General features: G+C 59.0%; 15 protein-coding genes. 4 read left to right on the plus strand and 11 right to left on the minus strand.

The window, feature by feature from the left end; all coding sequences use genetic code 11:
* Positions 1–11 precede the first annotated feature (11 nt).
* The 7 genes from CLV84_RS17765 to CLV84_RS17795 all read right to left on the minus strand — a co-directional run bounded on the left by CLV84_RS17765 (position 12) and on the right by CLV84_RS17795 (position 8,652).
* On the minus strand, positions 12–998 hold the full coding sequence (locus CLV84_RS17765; RefSeq protein ID WP_245911558.1) for an aminodeoxychorismate synthase component I: 987 nt from the start codon (positions 996–998) through the stop codon (positions 12–14).
* A gap of 139 nt (positions 999–1,137) precedes the next feature.
* Positions 1,138–1,998, minus strand: coding sequence for a sugar phosphate isomerase/epimerase family protein (locus CLV84_RS17770; protein ID WP_104421093.1), 861 nt, complete (start codon positions 1,996–1,998; stop codon positions 1,138–1,140).
* Between the two features lie 75 nt (positions 1,999–2,073).
* Positions 2,074–3,324, minus strand: a complete 1,251-nt coding sequence (locus CLV84_RS17775; RefSeq protein WP_104421094.1) for an inositol-3-phosphate synthase — start codon at positions 3,322–3,324, stop codon at positions 2,074–2,076.
* A 138-nt stretch (positions 3,325–3,462) separates the two neighbouring features.
* Positions 3,463–5,937, minus strand: coding sequence for a PKD domain-containing protein (locus CLV84_RS17780; RefSeq protein ID WP_146088855.1), 2,475 nt, complete (start codon positions 5,935–5,937; stop codon positions 3,463–3,465).
* Positions 5,938–6,034: 97 nt separating this feature from the next.
* A complete protein-coding gene (locus CLV84_RS17785; protein WP_104421096.1) occupies positions 6,035–6,250 on the minus strand; it encodes a PspC domain-containing protein in 216 nt (71 codons plus the stop codon).
* An 87-nt stretch (positions 6,251–6,337) separates the two neighbouring features.
* Positions 6,338–6,925, minus strand: a complete 588-nt coding sequence (locus CLV84_RS17790) for a pseudouridine synthase (protein WP_104421097.1) — start codon at positions 6,923–6,925, stop codon at positions 6,338–6,340.
* Between the two features lie 11 nt (positions 6,926–6,936).
* On the minus strand, positions 6,937–8,652 hold the full coding sequence (locus CLV84_RS17795) for a dynamin family protein (protein WP_104421098.1): 1,716 nt from the start codon (positions 8,650–8,652) through the stop codon (positions 6,937–6,939).
* Between the two features lie 64 nt (positions 8,653–8,716).
* On the opposite strand from CLV84_RS17795, the gene CLV84_RS17800 reads away from it, so the two are divergent.
* A complete protein-coding gene (locus tag CLV84_RS17800) occupies positions 8,717–9,406 on the plus strand; it encodes a hypothetical protein (protein ID WP_104421099.1) in 690 nt (229 codons plus the stop codon).
* On the opposite strand, the gene CLV84_RS17805 is transcribed toward CLV84_RS17800, so the two are convergent.
* Positions 9,394–9,921 carry a WbqC family protein gene (locus CLV84_RS17805; protein ID WP_104421100.1) on the minus strand — a complete coding sequence of 176 codons (528 nt, stop codon included), beginning with the start codon at positions 9,919–9,921 and terminating at the stop codon, positions 9,394–9,396. The two genes, CLV84_RS17800 and CLV84_RS17805, sit on opposite strands and share 13 nt — an antisense overlap.
* Before the next feature lie 142 nt (positions 9,922–10,063).
* On the opposite strand from CLV84_RS17805, the gene CLV84_RS17810 reads away from it, so the two are divergent.
* Both CLV84_RS17810 and CLV84_RS17815 read left to right on the plus strand, forming a co-directional pair.
* Positions 10,064–10,975: an SDR family oxidoreductase gene (locus tag CLV84_RS17810; RefSeq protein ID WP_104421101.1), complete on the plus strand. Its 912-nt coding sequence runs from the start codon at positions 10,064–10,066 to the stop codon at positions 10,973–10,975.
* Between the two features lie 161 nt (positions 10,976–11,136).
* The gene (locus CLV84_RS17815; RefSeq protein ID WP_245911548.1) at positions 11,137–11,874 is read left to right on the plus strand and encodes a ChaN family lipoprotein; all 738 of its coding nucleotides are present in this window, start codon (positions 11,137–11,139) and stop codon (positions 11,872–11,874) included.
* Here the strand turns inward: CLV84_RS17815 and CLV84_RS17820 are convergent.
* Genes CLV84_RS17820 through CLV84_RS17830 form a run of 3 tightly spaced genes read right to left on the minus strand, consistent with a single transcriptional unit; the run spans position 11,871 to position 13,929 of the window.
* Positions 11,871–12,263, minus strand: a complete 393-nt coding sequence (locus CLV84_RS17820) for a diacylglycerol kinase family protein (RefSeq protein ID WP_104421103.1) — start codon at positions 12,261–12,263, stop codon at positions 11,871–11,873. The two genes, CLV84_RS17815 and CLV84_RS17820, sit on opposite strands and share 4 nt — an antisense overlap.
* Before the next feature lie 38 nt (positions 12,264–12,301).
* Positions 12,302–12,562 (minus strand): hypothetical protein, encoded by a 261-nt coding sequence (locus CLV84_RS17825; protein WP_104421104.1) that lies wholly within the window; start codon positions 12,560–12,562, stop codon positions 12,302–12,304.
* A complete protein-coding gene (locus CLV84_RS17830; protein WP_104421105.1) occupies positions 12,559–13,929 on the minus strand; it encodes a vanadium-dependent haloperoxidase in 1,371 nt (456 codons plus the stop codon). The genes CLV84_RS17825 and CLV84_RS17830 overlap by 4 nt, the downstream gene beginning before the upstream one ends.
* A gap of 228 nt (positions 13,930–14,157) precedes the next feature.
* On the opposite strand from CLV84_RS17830, the gene gldG reads away from it, so the two are divergent.
* On the plus strand, positions 14,158–15,882 hold the full coding sequence (gldG, locus tag CLV84_RS17835; protein ID WP_104421106.1) for a gliding motility-associated ABC transporter substrate-binding protein GldG: 1,725 nt from the start codon (positions 14,158–14,160) through the stop codon (positions 15,880–15,882).
* Positions 15,883–15,884 lie beyond the last annotated feature (2 nt).

The raw sequence follows: 15,884 nt of genomic DNA on the forward strand, positions 1-15,884 counted from the left end.
CGAAGATATGGCTACCGGGGCTTTCTCAGCGGGAGGCGGATTTTCGCCTTGACCTCTTCGTATTCTTCCCGGGCCGAGCTACGCGCCGTAATCCCACCTCCGGAACGAAAAAGGTAGCGATCGTCGACCTGCTCCAAATACCGGATCAACACGCAACTATCCAACGTTCGTCCGTCAAAGTACCCGGCGATGCCACAGTAATACCCCCGGTCGGTGCCCTCCGCCCGGCGGATCAGGTCCAGGGTAGCCGGTTTTGGGGCCCCGCTTACCGATCCGGCGGGAAGTAATTCGTAAAGCAGACTTCCAAGGCGGTCAGGCCAATCGACCGGTAAATCCCCCCCGATGCGCGAGCTGGTTTGCACCAGTCCCCCCGCCGCGGACTCGATCGGCTCCACATACCGATAATCCGTCACCCGCACGTTAGACGCCACCCGGCTCAGGTCATTGCGCATAAGGTCGACAATCGTGGCGTGCTCGGCCACCTCCTTCGGATTGGACAAGAGGTGATCAATTCCTTCTTCCGTATTAGGGGCAGTGCCTTTCATTGGTCTGGTTTCCAGTTGATTGTGGTCATCGACAGTCACAAACGTCTCCGGGCTGAAGCACACGAAGTGATGGGGCAAAAGGACCCGATATTTGGCCCGAGTGGCGCGATACACATCTTCCAACCCATCCGCCAGCAACGCTACCGGCGTAGCAAAGGTCAGGTTAGTGAGAAAGCTATCGCCGCGTTGCAGCCCCTGCTGCACGATTTGGAAGGGAGGCTCGAAAGCGGAGAAGGGCAGATAATCCGGACGCATTTCCGGTTGCCTAGACGTGCTCCAAAACGGATCGCGCCTCCCGGGAAAGCTAAATCGTACCCCCCGGGAGGCCCCTAGGTCACCGGTAAATACCTGCGGCTTGCGGAGCTCGAAATCGAGTAAAAAGAAACAGGGCTGCCCGGCCTTACCGGTACGGTTCAGCTCGGTTACCCAGTCGGGGACGGTATGCGGGTGCAGCCGATCCCATTGGCTCTTTGTATGGTGCTTTACCCGATCCAAATGCGCGGACATTGAGTATCGTTTAGCTTATTCCGGATCATAGGGGTAATACGCCAGTCTATGCAAATGGTTATGCGTGCGCCGCGCGCTAGATCGTTCAGCTATTAATTTCCCGCTCGAGCGCTTGCAGTAGTTGAATACTCTCCGGAATGGCCAGGTGGGCTCGCGGCGATTCGCGGCTCAATTCTACACAAATCAGCCCCCGAAAGGCAACCGCTTTAAGGGCGGCCAGCAAGGGGGGGATAGCCATATCCCCTTCGTGGAGGGGAAGATGATGGTGCACGCCCCGCGCCATGCCTTCAATGGATACCGTACCCAACCGGTGGACATACTGGGTAATCGCGGTGTCCGGAGCGCTTTCACCGGTTACCCACACGTGGCCTAAATCGAGGGCCAAACGAAGATGTTGCTGCAGGGCGGGATGGCTGCCCAGAAGCGCCTCATAATCCGCGTTCCGTTCGATCAGCATGCCCGGCTCGGGTTCCAGACTGAGGCTCACACCCCTGGCAGACGCGTAATCAGCTACTCGAACGAGCCCCTCCACCAAGTACTGGTGTGCTTCGGATCGCGTCAATGACGGGGGTTGGATCCCCGACCAACACGAAACGGTTTCGGCTTCCAGAATGGCTCCGATATCCACCGCCCGTTGTAAAAAGTCGACCCGACGTTGCCGCCCTTCCGGCGTGGGATGTAGGAGTGTCGGTTGGTGTTTATGCGCCGGATCGAGCAGGTAGCGCGCGCCGGTCTCGATCACACATCCTAGGCCGTAGCCCCCAAGCTCGCCGCGCAACTTCCGAGCCTGTTCTTTCCAGTCGGCCGCAAAGGGGTCGAGATGGTGCCAATCCAGTGTTAGTGCCACGCCATCGTACCCGGCATCCGCCATCAGGCGCAGGGCATCGGACAGGCGGTGGTTCGTACAACCATTCGTGTTGTAAGCGTAGCGGAGGGGTTGGTGCATTCGTTTAACGTTGCGGCAGGGAGATCACGGGGTTGCCGGCGGGCCGATGGTCCACGTAACCGTCACCCGGTTCGATCAGGCTACGGAATCGGATGCGGCGTTTTCCCGGCCGCTTTCCGAGGCCACCCGACTATTTTTCTCCAACCAAGCGAGGAGGGTGAGGTGCTGCTCGGTAAAATTGTGATTTGGTTCCCGTCCATCTCCGGTCATGGGAGCCTTAAAAAACACCCCCAGTTCTTCGATGACGCCGCCCTGTCCGCGCCGACTGGCCAGTTCCAGACAGCGGGCGATTTCAATGGCGAGCGGTGCGGCGAGGATGCTGTCTTTACACAGAAAATTCACTTTGATCTGCATGGGCTGGCCCAGAAATCCATCTATGTCGATATTGTCCCATGCCTCTTTATCGTCACCCCGCGGCCGATAGTAATTGATCTTTACGAGGTGATCCTCGACGGGGTAGCCAAGACAATTTGCCAGTACGTCCCCTTTGGTGCCGATTTTATTTTCCAGCGACTTGGGCTGGCGCAAGGCTTCCCCGTCGCGGTTACCCAAAATATTGGTACTAAACCACCCCCGAACGCGCAGGGCCCGAGCGCGCAGGGCCGGGGCTAACACCGTTTTGATGTAGGTCTGTCCCGTTTTACCATCCTTACCCGCTACCGGCACGTTCTTTTCGGCAGCTAACCTTCGGAGAGCCGGGATATCGGCCGCCCGACTCGGAGTAAAATTCCCGTAGGGAACGCCGTGCTGAATGCATGCATAGGCATAAAGCATAGCCGGGCTGATGCCGGGATGGTTTTGGGTGAGCGCCTGCTCGAAGGCCGCTACGGTTTGGTAGATTTGGTCGGACACATCAAGGGCGTGCTCCGTGCTGGCGAGGTTGATGACTACCACGCGCCCCCCGATCTCGCCGGCAAATTCCCGGAGTTGCCGACCGATGCTGTCCACGTGCTCGCGGTGGGTGCCCTTGCTGTCTTCATCGCACACCACTCCCTCGCAGTAATCGCGGTTACTGATGGCCTTCCAGGGACGCATTTCGGACAACGCCGGCCGGACCGATGCCAATTGCTCGCTACTGAGAACCCGGTGGTTGGCCGCCGCGGCGTAGAGGTCATCCTCGAACAGGTCCCATCCCCGAAAATAGACGTTGCCGTAATCAATAAGGTCCAGCTGGTCGTGCTCCGCCAGGGGAAGTCCGGTAGTGTCCTGCAGCCCCTTGCGGATGAGCTCGGTGCCTGCCACCGCCGTGGTCGCCACCGCCCCGCCGAGCCCGATGATCGCGATGCCTAGGTTGGCGGAATTCGGTTGGGAATGTTGCTTAGTCAAAGTGGAAAGAATTTACCGCTACCTGCATGGCAACGGGATAAGATGAAAGGCGCTGGCTGCTAATGGTTGGCCGGTAGCGATAGTTTACCACCGCATTCATTTTCCCCGGCTATCGGGTGAAAAGAAGCCAGCGCCGCCTCAAGATTTAACTACCCGTACCGTTCGTATCCCCCGGCTAGTTTGCAAACGGATGAAATACACGCCGGGCGGAAGCGGACCGAGATCGACGGTGTCCTCCCCCGTGGGAAGACGGCGACCCCGTGCATCCAACACGCCGATAATGCGGGCCGGGCCGGCTACGTAAACCGCGCCTTCCGTGGGGTTTGGGTAGACCCATATCTCCGGTTCCATCGGGTCTCTGGAGGTAGCGAGCGGAAGGGTGGAAACTTCCCGGCGAAGCGTATCGGTACACGATGGCCCGGTAGTCACCAGGGTGACGAGGTAGGTACTGTCTTTGGGGTAAGCATGTACGGGGTGATCCTCCTGGCTGGTACTGCCGTCACCGAAAAACCACTGACTCGATACGGCGTTCTCGCTGCGGTTGGTAAACACTACCCTGCCGTCCGACCAGGAGTAGTCAAAACCGGCCGTTGGAGCGTCGAAAACCGTAACCCGTAGCGTAGCGATGGTATCCCCCCCGACGGTGCTACCGCTCAGGGTCAGCGTGACGGTATAGATGCCGGGGGTACGGTAGATGACCGAAGGCTTTTCTTCGGTCGAAGTGGCCGGCTCTCCGCCCGGAAAATCCCAGCGTCGGGATGCGTAGTTGCCCTGGCTCAGGGCGAACGGGGTGATGATCAACGGGGGACAGCCGGTAGGATCTTTCTCCAGGATGAGAGCACGGGTGAGTTGCCGTGGCGGCGGAGGAGTTGTGGAGAGGGTAAGCGCACCACAAGCGCCGTTGAACAAGGTCACCGTAACGGTAAACGCACCCGTAGTGGTGTAGCGATGCGTGGCGGTCGGTTGATCAGTCGTGATATCGCTTCCATCACCGAAAGCGTACCGGATCGAATCGTAGCCACTTCCGTTGATCACCCTTACCCGAACCGAATCACCCATGCGCTCCGCTACGATGGAATCGGCCGCAGCCGCCTCGGCGACGACGAACCGGAGGGTATCTCCGGGGTAGTTGTTTCCGGCTGCGTACAGCGTCTGGGTAACGGCGTACGTCCCGATAGCCCGTTTGGAAACCGCGATCGTGAACCCGTCTGCCGTAGTGCTGGTCCGAAGACCGGTGGTATCCGGAAGGATTTGCCAGCTTACGCTATCACTCCCGGTATGCCGGTCGATTACGGTTATCAGGTCCGACGGACAGGCTACCGGGCTGCTTAAAGTAAAGCGACTGACCGGCCGCTTGAAGGTAATTTCCGTGAGTCCACCCTGCCAGCCCGGCTCGGCGGGTCCGTCCGTGGGTTGGCAGATGCTGCTACCGATGCGGATTCCGGCCGCGCCGCCCGCGTAATCCTCGGTTAGCGATAGTTCGGAAAAATCGTTGCTGATGAGCAGCCGGCCACCCGCTCCGCCGCCACCTGGACCGAAGCAGCGGTCGGATTGGTTGTCCGTGTTGCCACCCCCGCCGCCCCGAAGAAGGAGATTCGCGCTTCCGGTAGTGTAGTCGGCCAGGATAAGGATGGTTCCCGCCGCGCCGCCGCCCCCGGCCCCGTCTCCACTCACGCTGGCTCCTGGCGCTCCGTTTACCCGAACGGCCCCGCCCTCCACGAAGGTCACGGTGGGCGCCCACAGTACGACGATGCCCCCGCCCGCACCGCCACCGGCGGCCGAGGTGTTGTTAGCGTGTCCGGCACCACCGCCGCCGCCAAAGTAGATCCGGCCATAATCATCGTGCAGGCCGTAACCTCCCATGCCTGGATACCGCCCACTGCACCGAAAGGGTGAATTCGTAATATTCAACCCACCCCGTCCCCCACCGGACCAGTTCGCTCCCCCGCCACCGCCGGAATTGTGATCGTTACCGCCCCCCCCGCCATTCGCCAGCGGCGCGCGGCCCAGTTCGCGACCGGCGGGTAAGGGAGTGATGCCCTCCCCCCTACGCGTGCCCTCGAAACTGCCATCGGCGTAGGTGTAGTCGTCGGACGCACTCAAAAAGATGCAATCATCCGATTTTTGCACGCCCCGACCACCGCGAAAGCCCCGACCCGCGGCATCGAGCAAGCCCGTGACCCGGAGGTGCTCCGTTGCGGTCAAAAACAATATGCCCCCCGTTCGACCGTCAAAGTCCGGTGCCGTTAGATTCCCTACCGTCCGTGCTTCAACCCTCGCATCCACCACGAGCTGGGTGTAAGCCGGCAGGTAAGTGTGCGTGAGGCCGGGAGAAACGAATAGCGAATCGCCACTGATCCGGGTGATTCGCGTCACTTCGTATTGTCCGGCGCCAAGGTAGTCGACGACCTTACCGGCATTCGCACCGCTTTCCGTAGCCCGGGCCCCACCAAATTGGTAGACGAGCAACGCATCGCCCACCGCCACGCCTTGTATTGCCGTGACCGTGAGAACGCTGCTTCCGATCCGCAGCGGTTCGAGATAAACTTGTTGGGCCCGTAAAGAGCTGGAAAGGGAAGTCAGTAGAACCAACAGGACTGCGACGCGTAGCAAGAGATTCGATTTAAAACGGTGGCGAAACGGCTCCGGACCTAGCTGTTCTTCAAAACGAATACCGGGGAGACTTCTTGCCCCACCTACTCCCAGTAGACTAGAGCCCTATCTGCCGCCGTCCCTCCCGCAGGTATTCCCGGATATTCAGCCAAAAGGCAATAAAGAAATAGAAGAGCAACGAGGAACCGAGGGACAAGCAGGACAAGTAAATAAAGTAAATGCGGACGCGGCTGCGCTGAATGCCCATCTTGTCTCCCAGCCAGGCGCACACGCCGAAAGCCGAATGCTCCAATTTGCGACGAAGTCTTTCCATGAGACGAGATTTAAGTGCCATGACCCGCGTATCCGGCAAACACCAGACGCTTTATGGGACAATTTACTTCATGAACACGGAAATTCCCTACCTAAGTTCGAGCTTCGTCCGCAACCAGTCACCCGTAACCTCCCGGACGGCTTCCCCCTCCAGCTCCTCCAGCGACAGTCCCTCAATGGCGTAGCGAAGTAGCCGGAGTACCGGAAACCCTACCGCCGCGCACATCCGCCGCACCTGCCGATTTTTCCCCTCCGTCAGCGTAAGTTGAAGCCAGGAGTCGGCAATGTGTTTCCGCTCGCGGATGGGAGGGTTTCTGCGCGGGACCGCAGGTGCAATGGGTTTCACTACTACCGGTTGACTCCGATGAACCTTTCCCTTTATTCGGATCTCCGGGCCCCGGGCGAGGGCTTCCAGTGCCTCCGCTCCCGGTTCCCCCTCGACCTGTACCCAATACGTACGAGCGTGGGCGTGGCGGGGGTGAAGCAAGCGGTCATTCAGCCGGGGATCATCGGTGAGAATTAGCAGCCCCTCACTGTCCCGATCCAGCCGTCCGACGGGATAGACCCCGCGGGGAAAGGGAAATAAGTCGGCCAGGGTACGGTGCTCCGGCACCTCCCGGGTAAATTGGCTCAAGACCCCGTATGGCTTGTTAATCAGGAAGTAACGGTGTGGCAACCTGGTGTGATTTAAGCTTCGGTGGTCAGGGCATCCAACTGTTCGTCAACTTCCCGGTGGGTACCTTCCAGGATCAGCAGGTTCTTTTCTTCCCGCTCCAGCATTTCGTCGAAACGGCCGAAATTCGCTTCGATGCGCTTGCGGAGGGTAGTGATGTAGGACTTCAGGCGATCCTCCAGGTCGCGTGCCAGTTGGACGCGTCCGGCAGCGACTTCCTTATCGAAGCCCTCGGTGACCCGCTTGCGCATGCCGCGGGTGCTGAAGCCGGTAAAGATCACGCCCACGGTGGTCAGAATGCCGCCGGTGACGTCCACTAGGGGGAGGCTACTGAGCGCCATCAGAATTACTCCCAGAGCCGCTACCCCACCCCCCGCCGCGAGGTTCGGGGCCAGATTTTCGCGCCCGGAGAGCAGACTGTCGTCGGTAAAATTTTCCGTTTTCCCCACGAAGCGGTTGAAGGCATCCTGGAGGTCGCGCAGAATATTCTCCCGCCGTTCGGCGATACTGCTGAATAGGTCATGGTCGTTGCGCAGGATCGTTTCGCTGTTGCGGATCTTCAGGTCGATCGTTTTCACCATTTGCTGGATCCGCTCGGCCAGATCCACGACCTGTTCGTTGAGCCGGCCGCGGAGCTTGTCATTGAGGTCGGTCTCGAGGTCCTTCGCCACCCCCTCCAACCAGGCCTTGGCGTTCGGCGTACTGCCGAATTTCGATACTACGCTCCGCTTGATGAGGCCGAACATCGACAGCCCGGACCGCAGCTCTTCCTGCTTTTCGCGGGTGATGTTATCGTAGGTATGGAGCAGGTTCTCCACCATCAGGTCGACCTGTTTGTTGCTCTGGCTTACTTCGGAGTTGAGGGTTTCCTCGATGTCGGCCCGGAAAAGGTTATCGGCCTCGTACTGCCGTCGCCGTACCTCGAGGCCGTCCGCGATCCGGCGATTGATGGTCTGAGCCGTGAGGATGCTGTTGTTGAGCTTCAGCCGGGGTGCCCGCCCGCCCGTGATGTTTCCCGCGATGTATTCCCGCAGCTCCGCGAAGCCGCTACCCTCCATCCCCAATTGTTCCTCCCGGGCGGAAACGGTAAAAACGTTGGGCTTCTCGATCCCTTCTTTGCGCGCCTTTTCGGCTACCCCCTCGGTGTTGACGGCCAGTTCGTTTTCGGTGGCCAGGTCTTTCTGCTGGAGTACGAAGATGGTTTTCTTGCGCCAGTCCCCGTGGATGTACTTGAAAAAGTCCCAGGCTGACTGGCGGTAGGGATTCTTAGCCTCGAAAACGAATACGATCAGGTCACTGGCCGGGATGAATTGCTCGGTGATCTCCTGGTGGTGTTCGACGATGGTATTGGTGCCCGGCGTATCCACGATGGCGATCTCCCGCAAGATCTCCACGGGCAGGAAGATCTTTTTCAGGTAAGGATTGACGGTGATTTCCCGGCGTTCCTCGCCGTAGATGATCTGCTGAATCGTATCGGTCATCGGTTGGGGGGCGGCCTTGGCGATCTCCTCTCCGGTAGCCAGCAGGGCATTGACGAAGCTCGATTTACCGGCTTTTACCTCGCCCACGATCACGAACATGAAGGGTTCGAAAATGCGGTTGCGCAAGTCGCTGACGGTGGTAGCCAGCTCGTCGTGACCGATCCGTATGGTCAGCTCGTGCAACCGCTTGATGATCTCCTCCAGGCGGGCCCGGTCGGCCTGGAGTCCGGCGTCGATTAGATTGGACATAGCAACGAAGGTAAAGCAGCGGGGGTTACCCCCGGCGCGTTCCCATTGTACCTACCCGAAACCCATGGTCAAACTACGCTTCAGGGGATGCTGGCTCGTCACGTTGCTCTGCTTAGCGACGCCGATCCCGGCCCAGCAGATCGCCGATTCCACCGTTTCGGCCATGGCCGGCAATTACCTGTTCCTCTCCCCCTTCAAGGTGGTCGACCAGGTAAATCCGGGTGTGCTATACGGCGTGGGAAAAATCTGGTCTTCGGGCTACGGGATGGAAATAGGTCACTTATGGTTGCTTCCCATACCCGAGGAACGGGAGCAGATCACCGACCTTCGCGGTCACCGCCTGCACCTCGGCGTCAGAAGGTATCTCGGCAATACGAACGACCGGCCGCTAGCCCCCTACATGGGTCTCCGCCTGGACCACCTACGCCGGGACCACCGGGCGGTAGTCCCAATTATCGCACCGGATAACACGCCGGCGGATGCGTACACCTACGCGGATTCCATTCGGGTGACGGCCCGGATCACCACCCTGAATGGATTGGTGGGATGGGAGTCGCGGCACGGTCGATTCTCCGTCGACATGTTCGTTGGCCTGGGCATTCGCTGGAGGCGGGTCGTGCAATTGGACCGTATCCATCCGGAAGACGCATATTTCGGGGAGGGGAACGCCGAGGATTTTTTCGATTACAGCGATCCGGCGCGGCAAACGACGTTCAGCATTCCGCTGGACCTCCGGTTTTTCTACCGTTGGTGAAGCAGCAACGGTAATTCGGGCCCGAGGCAAAAGAGGGCATCCAGGATGCTGAGTTGACTTAGAAAGCCGTGGCGGTCTTCGAAAAGTTGCGGGTACGGGGGCGTTGGCACGGGTTTGGGAAAAGGCGTTGCACCCGCGCTCCCGGCGCAAAAACGTTCGGTCGTATCCAGTTCCACGTCTAGGGAAAGCAGTTCGATGACGGTAGTGGAAAGGAGCCAATTGTAATCCCAGAGTAGTTCGGTATGCGCGGTGGCGGCAGCCAAGACCGCATCGGCGTAATACTCGAAATAGGGCGCCCGCCCGTAAGCACTGCGAATACTTTGTTCGTGTTGCCGCTGCCAGTCCGTCCGGTAGCTAATGCGCACGTCCCGGATCGGCATCTGCTGGTGTTTGCCGCCCTCCAGGGGCACGGAGAGTAGGAGGGGTCCGTTGGCCGTGGCGATGCGGCAACGATTGCGCCAGCCGCCTTTTTGGTAGTTCTCGTGCGCTTCCCAAGTCCACTGGCCAGCGGTCATGGCTGCGATGAACCAGGACGTTGGGGGAAAATAGGCGGTCGTGCTGGTAAACAATTTGTTAGAATTTGGGCGAGGGATTCGCCAAACATATGCTAAATGGCTCCCGTTTCCCCGGTAACCGCATTAATTAAACTAACAAATTATGACTACCACAGACAAATTAACCGATCGGTACAAGAAGCAGGACCCGACCAAGCAATATCCGGCACCTCCGTTTCCCCGCCAGCCCCAGAATCGCCCTGGGTCGGTCAATAAAATGGAGCCGGAGCCCGATCACGGTGAAGAGAGCTACGTCGGTTTCGGCCGCCTCGAGGACCGCAAGGCGCTCATTACCGGAGGTGATTCCGGAATCGGACGCGCCGCGGCCATTGCCTTCGCCCGAGAGGGTGCGGACGTGGCCATCTGCTACCTGCCGAGCGAGGAATCCAACGCCCGGGAAGTCATCAAACTGATCGAAGCCGAGGGCCGGAAAGCCGTCGCCATTCCCGGTGATATCGTATCCGAGAAATTCTGCACCGAACTCGTGGAGACCGCGGTGAAGGAACTCGGCGGAATTGATATCCTGGTGAATAACGCCGGCCGGCAGACCGCCCAGTCGAAAATCGAGGACCTGACCACGGAGCAGTTCGATAACACCTTCAAAGTCAATGTCTACGCTCCGTTTTGGATCACCAAAGCCGCGCTGAAGCACATGACCGCCGGTGCTTCCATCATCAATACCGCATCGGTACAGTCGTTCGATCCGTCCGCGAGCCTGATTGACTACGCCCAGACCAAGGCATCCAACGTCGCCTTTACCAAAGCCCTGGCGGCCCAGGTAGCCGAAAAAGGCATTCGCGTCAATGCCGTAGCTCCGGGCCCGTTTTGGACGCCGCTGCAGTCGTCCGGCGGACAGCCGCAGGACAAGATCGAAAAGTTTGGCAGCTCCACCCTCCTCAAGCGGCCCGGCCAACCGGTCGAGCTCGCCCCCGCCTATGTACTATTAGCTTCCCAGGAAGCCAGTTACATGACCGGCGAGGTGATTGGCGCTACCGGTGGAGAGATGCCGTACTAGCCTAAGTTATCTATCTTTGGCTGGACGTAAACGTCTAAGCCATGAGATTACTATTTACGTGGATTAGTTTGGTGCTTGCGAGTGTAACGCTCGGGGCCCAAGCTAATCCACGTGCTTTTGCACTATACGATAGTCGCGGACGGGAGGTTCCCTTTCAATACATGGTGAAACAGCTACGTACCGCTGACGTGATCCTGTTCGGAGAGTACCACAACAACCCCATCTCCCACTGGATGCAGCTCGAAATCATGAAGGCCCTCGGTAGCTACGGCCTCGGTATGGAGATGTTCGAGACCGACGAGCAGGACGCGCTTTCCAAATTTATGGCCGATAGCCTGACGGTGGAAGAGCTCGATCACTATACCGGCGGAGTGTGGCCCAATTTTCACACGGATTATCTGCCCATCCTGTTGCGGGCTCGCGCGGATAGTGTGGACGTAGTAGCTACCAACGTTCCCCGGGAATACGCCCAGATGGTTTTTCAGCGGGGGTTCATCTACCTGAAAACGTTGAAGGCCTCCGACCAGTTATCGCTCCCGCCCATTCCCCCGCCCTACGATCCGGAACTTCCCGGTTACAAAGCGATGCGGATGCCAAACCAGGCCAACCCCCACGCCGGGGAAAATTTCCCCAAGGCACAGGCGATCAAGGACGCTACCATGGCCTGGCAGATCGTCAACCATGCCCGACCCGGCCGGCCCTTTCTGCACATCAACGGGAGCTACCACAGCGACAACTACGAGGGGATCGTGTGGTACCTGCGGCAGTATAAGCCCCAACTGAAGGTCGTCACCATTTCCACCCTAGAGCAACGGGATATGAGCGATCTGCGCGAAGACAGCGAAGGAACGGCGGATTTCATTCTGCTCGTTCCGGAAAATATGACCAAAACCTACTAGTAGAGAAGTTCGGGATGGTGCCACCAGAGGGCATCGGCAATCAGCAAGATCGCGATGAGCCCCGAAAAAACGGCTGTAAACAGCACAGCCCCGGCGGCTACGTCCTTGGCCTTTCCCGCTAGTACGTGGTAATCCGGGCTCACCAGGTCGACGACGTATTCCACCGCCGTATTGAGGGCTTCGGCGGCCAACACCATACCGGAACAAAGCAGAACCGCGACCCACTTCCAGAGGGGGAATTCCAGCCACCAGGATACCGTGATCATGCCGATGAAGGCCAGGATATGAATCTTCGACGGAGCGTGGTTGCGCAGCAGGTCGTAAGCACCCCGAAAGGCATAACCGAAGGCGGAAAGCCGCCCGCGCGAGTAGAGAATGAATCGCTTCATGGTTTATTCAAGCGGTGGTATCGGCTGCATGTTCGGCTTCACAGCCAGCCTATTTCGCCATTTAGGAGCACGAATCCGACCAGGGCCAACCACGGGGCCACCCACGCGGAAAGAACGTAGTGATAATAGCTGCGGGTAACCCGGCTGGGCTCGACCCATTCCACCACGTAGCTCAGCAGCCAAATGGCGAAAGCGATCGCGCCGAGCACCGCGCAGACCAACGTACCGGTGTAGGGATCCGCCAGCAACACAATGAGGTAGGCGACGAGTTGGACAATAATTGCCAGTACTACATTCACCGTGGCCGTTCCTCGGTAATCATGGCCCGTGTACGCAAGCTTTCGAGTACGTGTTTGCCGACTTTTTCCCCCTGTGCGATACCGTAATCGATGGACGGCCGGTAGTGAATGCCACCGTAGAGACGGCTAATGGCGGCCTCTTCGCTCGCCGCGAGGAAACTGGGAAAACTGCGGGTCGGCAGGTCGTATTCCATCTCGCTGTCGTCGTCGAAAGCGAAATTGTCCCCGTAGAGGTCGGTCAGGACCATGGCGCAGGCGCGGCTTACGACCGAATGACCGCTGGTGTGCTCGGGGAAGGGCGGCGTCTGGAGCAGCGGCCGCCACTCCTGGTCGATGTGGCGATTGATGAAGGTTTCGGGACGCACCAGTTTGCTCCGGTACTTTTCTTCCCAACAGCTGATAAAGCCGTCGAACATAGCGATGCTGGTTGCCGCGTAGGTTTCCACGGTCCGGGCGAAATCGGCGTCCGCCTTCTTGGCCGCGATGGAAGCAATATTGATCCAGTGCCCCCCGGGGGTAATCTTCTTCGTGGCGAACATGAGGTGGCCGACGGTATGGCTTACGTAAGGGTTACAGTCCCAGAACTGCGCGATGGCCTGCCGCTCGGCGGAGGTTTTCTCGTCGACTCCCGTCAAAGCGGTGTACACTTCATTGACTTCCCGCATCCACTTGCTATCCGGCTCCAGGCTATACTCCGTCGGCGGCGGCGGTGAAAACTGGCTGGCGCTGTCGAGGGTGAAGGGCCGGATTTTCATCCAGCTGGGTTCGATCCCGTCCATGTAATCGGGTGGCGTGGGTTGCCACTTCGACTCGTCGTCGGTGATGGAATACTTCGGAAAGGTGCGGGTCTGCTTATACATGTCGCCGTCGTACCACTTAATCACGTGATCGGCGACGGCTTCCCCGTAGGCGACCGAAGCCTCGAACACTTCCTCGGGCATTCGGATCTCGCGGTACTCGGCATAGAGCTGGTCGCGGTACGCATCCATTTTGTCTTCGCTGAACACCATGCTTTTACCCACCTTGAACTGGGCAACCACGGCAGCGAGGGGGTATGCGATTTCCACGTTAGGGGGCGGCGCGGGCGCAGGTGAAAGGTGGGAAATCTGGCCGGAGAGGCTCACCAGGTTTGGATCCCCGGCAGCCATCGCTTCGTAGCCGGCGATACTCGAATAGGAATAGATCCGGCTCGCTACCGGGGGAGAAAAAATATCGTGGACGATCACGTCGGTAAGTTGCTTGACCGACCGATGGTAGTATTCCGGATCGGCTACGTCCTTGGCGTAATCCGGGTTAATATCCTCCTCGCAGGCCACGAGCAAGCCAAACAGGAAGAACAGGCAGCTTAATCGACTAATTCGCTTCATAGTAGGTGCTGGATTATTGCGGTACGGGACAGCACGTCTTTGCAGATCATACCAAAGGTACAACACGCACGCAAGGCGTAGGAATCCGGGGACGACAAACTCGCGCTTTAAGCACGCCATGCCACCCCGAATTGGTGCCGGGCTGACAACCGCTCGATTCGTTGGGGGCACCGAAACGACCGCACCGCTCGTTAGTCCTCGCGTTCCCTATCTTCGCCGCCGCTCACCATGCCATCACTCGAGAAAAAACACCGTTTCCAGTCGTTGCTACAGTTTGTGCTGGCGCTCGTCTTGCTCGTCGTAATCAACGTACTGGCCAACGCACGCCTCGGGGGTACCCGGCTGTATACGGCGCTGGACCTTACCGAAGACCGGCGCTTTACCCTCACCGATAATACGGCCGCACGACTCAGCGAGCTGGAAGAGCCGGTATACATCCGCATCCTTCTGGACGGCGAGTTGCCCGCCAGCTACGATCGACTACGCACGCGGGTGGCGGAAACCCTGGAAGATTTCACGGGCTATACCGATGCGCTGGAATACGAATTCGTGGATCCGCTCGCCGGCAACGCCGACGAGGTCCGCGAACGGCAGGAAGCCATGTTGGAGGATGGCATCGTACCCCTCACCGACTACCAACAAACGGCCGGGCAACGCACCACCAAGGCCATTTACCCCTACGCCCTGTTTTACTACGGCAACCGGTACCGAGTGGTACCGCTCCTGGAAACCACCCGGCCGGACGTTCCCCTCGCCCGCCAGCTCAATCAGGCCGAAAACCTGATCGAATACAAATTCATGCAGGCCATCACCAGCCTGACGACCGACGAAAAGCCCATCATCGGGTTTGCGCTCGGCAATGGCGAGTTGGGTGCCCGCGCCACCGCCGACCTGGTATCGGAACTCCGCAAGGACTACGAAGTCGGTCCGGTCTACCTCGACAGTTTCGCCACCATTCCCCAGGAAATCGCCCTGCTGATCGTGGCGAAACCTACCGAACCATTCACCGATTTCGAGGCGTTCAAACTCGACCAGTACGTGATGAACGGCGGGAAGGTGATCTGGGCGATGGATGCGGTGGCCATGGACTTCGACAGCCTGCGCGCCACCGGAGAGGCCTATCCGCAGTCCCGGGAACTGGGACTGGAGGACCTGTTCTTCCGGTACGGATTCCGATTGGGGAACCAATTGGTACTCGACCTGGTGAACACGCCGATCCCAATCGTGACGACCCAGGGTCAGTCGGGGCCAAAGCCAACGCTCGTGCCCTTTCCCTACCACGTACTCGCCCTACCGGAGGCCGACCACCCCATCGTACAGAACATTGATGGAGTGGACCTGCGCTACCCTACCCTCATTGAGGAAGTGGCCGGCAGCGCGGGCGTCCGGCAAACGGTTTTGCTCTCGAGCAGCAGCAACAGTCGGCGCCAACGATTGCCCTCCCCGATCGATCTCGACGCCCAGAAATTCAGTGTCGATCTGGACCGCTTTGATGAAGCTAATCTACCCCTGGCATTGCTGCTGGAAGGAACCTTCGAAAGTCCTTACGCCAACCGACTTAGCCGGGAGAACGAAGTTGCCCTCCGCCAGAGCGGAATGGATTACCGCCAGCAATCGGTTTCCACGTCCATGATCGTCATCAGCGACGGCGACGTACTGGCCAACAGCGTGAACAGCCGTGGCGAGATCGGATTCCTCGGCGTCAACCCCTACTCGAAGATCCCCTACGCCAACAAGGCCTTTATACTTAATGCCATCGAATACCTGTTGAATCCCGCCGGGGTGATCACGAGCCGGAGCAAACAGGTCAAATTGCGGCTCCTGGACCAAAACCGGGCACTCGCCGAAGCCGGCTACTGGCGGGCGCTCAATCTGGCCGCACCCCTCTTGTTACTCGCGGCTTTCGGATTCCTCTTTACCTTTTTCCGCCGCCGCCGCTACGCCCGCCATTAATT

The sequence above is a fragment of the Neolewinella xylanilytica genome (assembly GCF_002934605.1).
Taxonomy (GTDB): domain Bacteria; phylum Bacteroidota; class Bacteroidia; order Chitinophagales; family Saprospiraceae; genus Neolewinella; species Neolewinella xylanilytica.

Bases quoted from the DNA above. Each gene is read 5' to 3' on its own strand.
- CLV84_RS17770 (WP_104421093.1), bottom strand. From the start codon at position 1,998: ATGCACCAACCCCTCCGCTACGCTTACAACACGAATGGTTGTACGAAC.
- CLV84_RS17785 (WP_104421096.1), bottom strand. From the start codon at position 6,250: ATGGAAAGACTTCGTCGCAAATTGGAGCATTCGGCTTTCGGCGTGTGC.
- CLV84_RS17795 (WP_104421098.1), bottom strand. From the start codon at position 8,652: ATGTCCAATCTAATCGACGCCGGACTCCAGGCCGACCGGGCCCGCCTG.
- CLV84_RS17800 (WP_104421099.1), top strand. From the start codon at position 8,717: ATGGTCAAACTACGCTTCAGGGGATGCTGGCTCGTCACGTTGCTCTGC.
- CLV84_RS17805 (WP_104421100.1), bottom strand. From the start codon at position 9,921: ATGACCGCTGGCCAGTGGACTTGGGAAGCGCACGAGAACTACCAAAAA.
- CLV84_RS17810 (WP_104421101.1), top strand. From the start codon at position 10,064: ATGACTACCACAGACAAATTAACCGATCGGTACAAGAAGCAGGACCCG.
- CLV84_RS17815 (WP_245911548.1), top strand. From the start codon at position 11,137: ATGGTGAAACAGCTACGTACCGCTGACGTGATCCTGTTCGGAGAGTAC.
- CLV84_RS17820 (WP_104421103.1), bottom strand. From the start codon at position 12,263: ATGAAGCGATTCATTCTCTACTCGCGCGGGCGGCTTTCCGCCTTCGGT.
- CLV84_RS17830 (WP_104421105.1), bottom strand. From the start codon at position 13,929: ATGAAGCGAATTAGTCGATTAAGCTGCCTGTTCTTCCTGTTTGGCTTG.
- gldG (WP_104421106.1), top strand. From the start codon at position 14,158: ATGCCATCACTCGAGAAAAAACACCGTTTCCAGTCGTTGCTACAGTTT.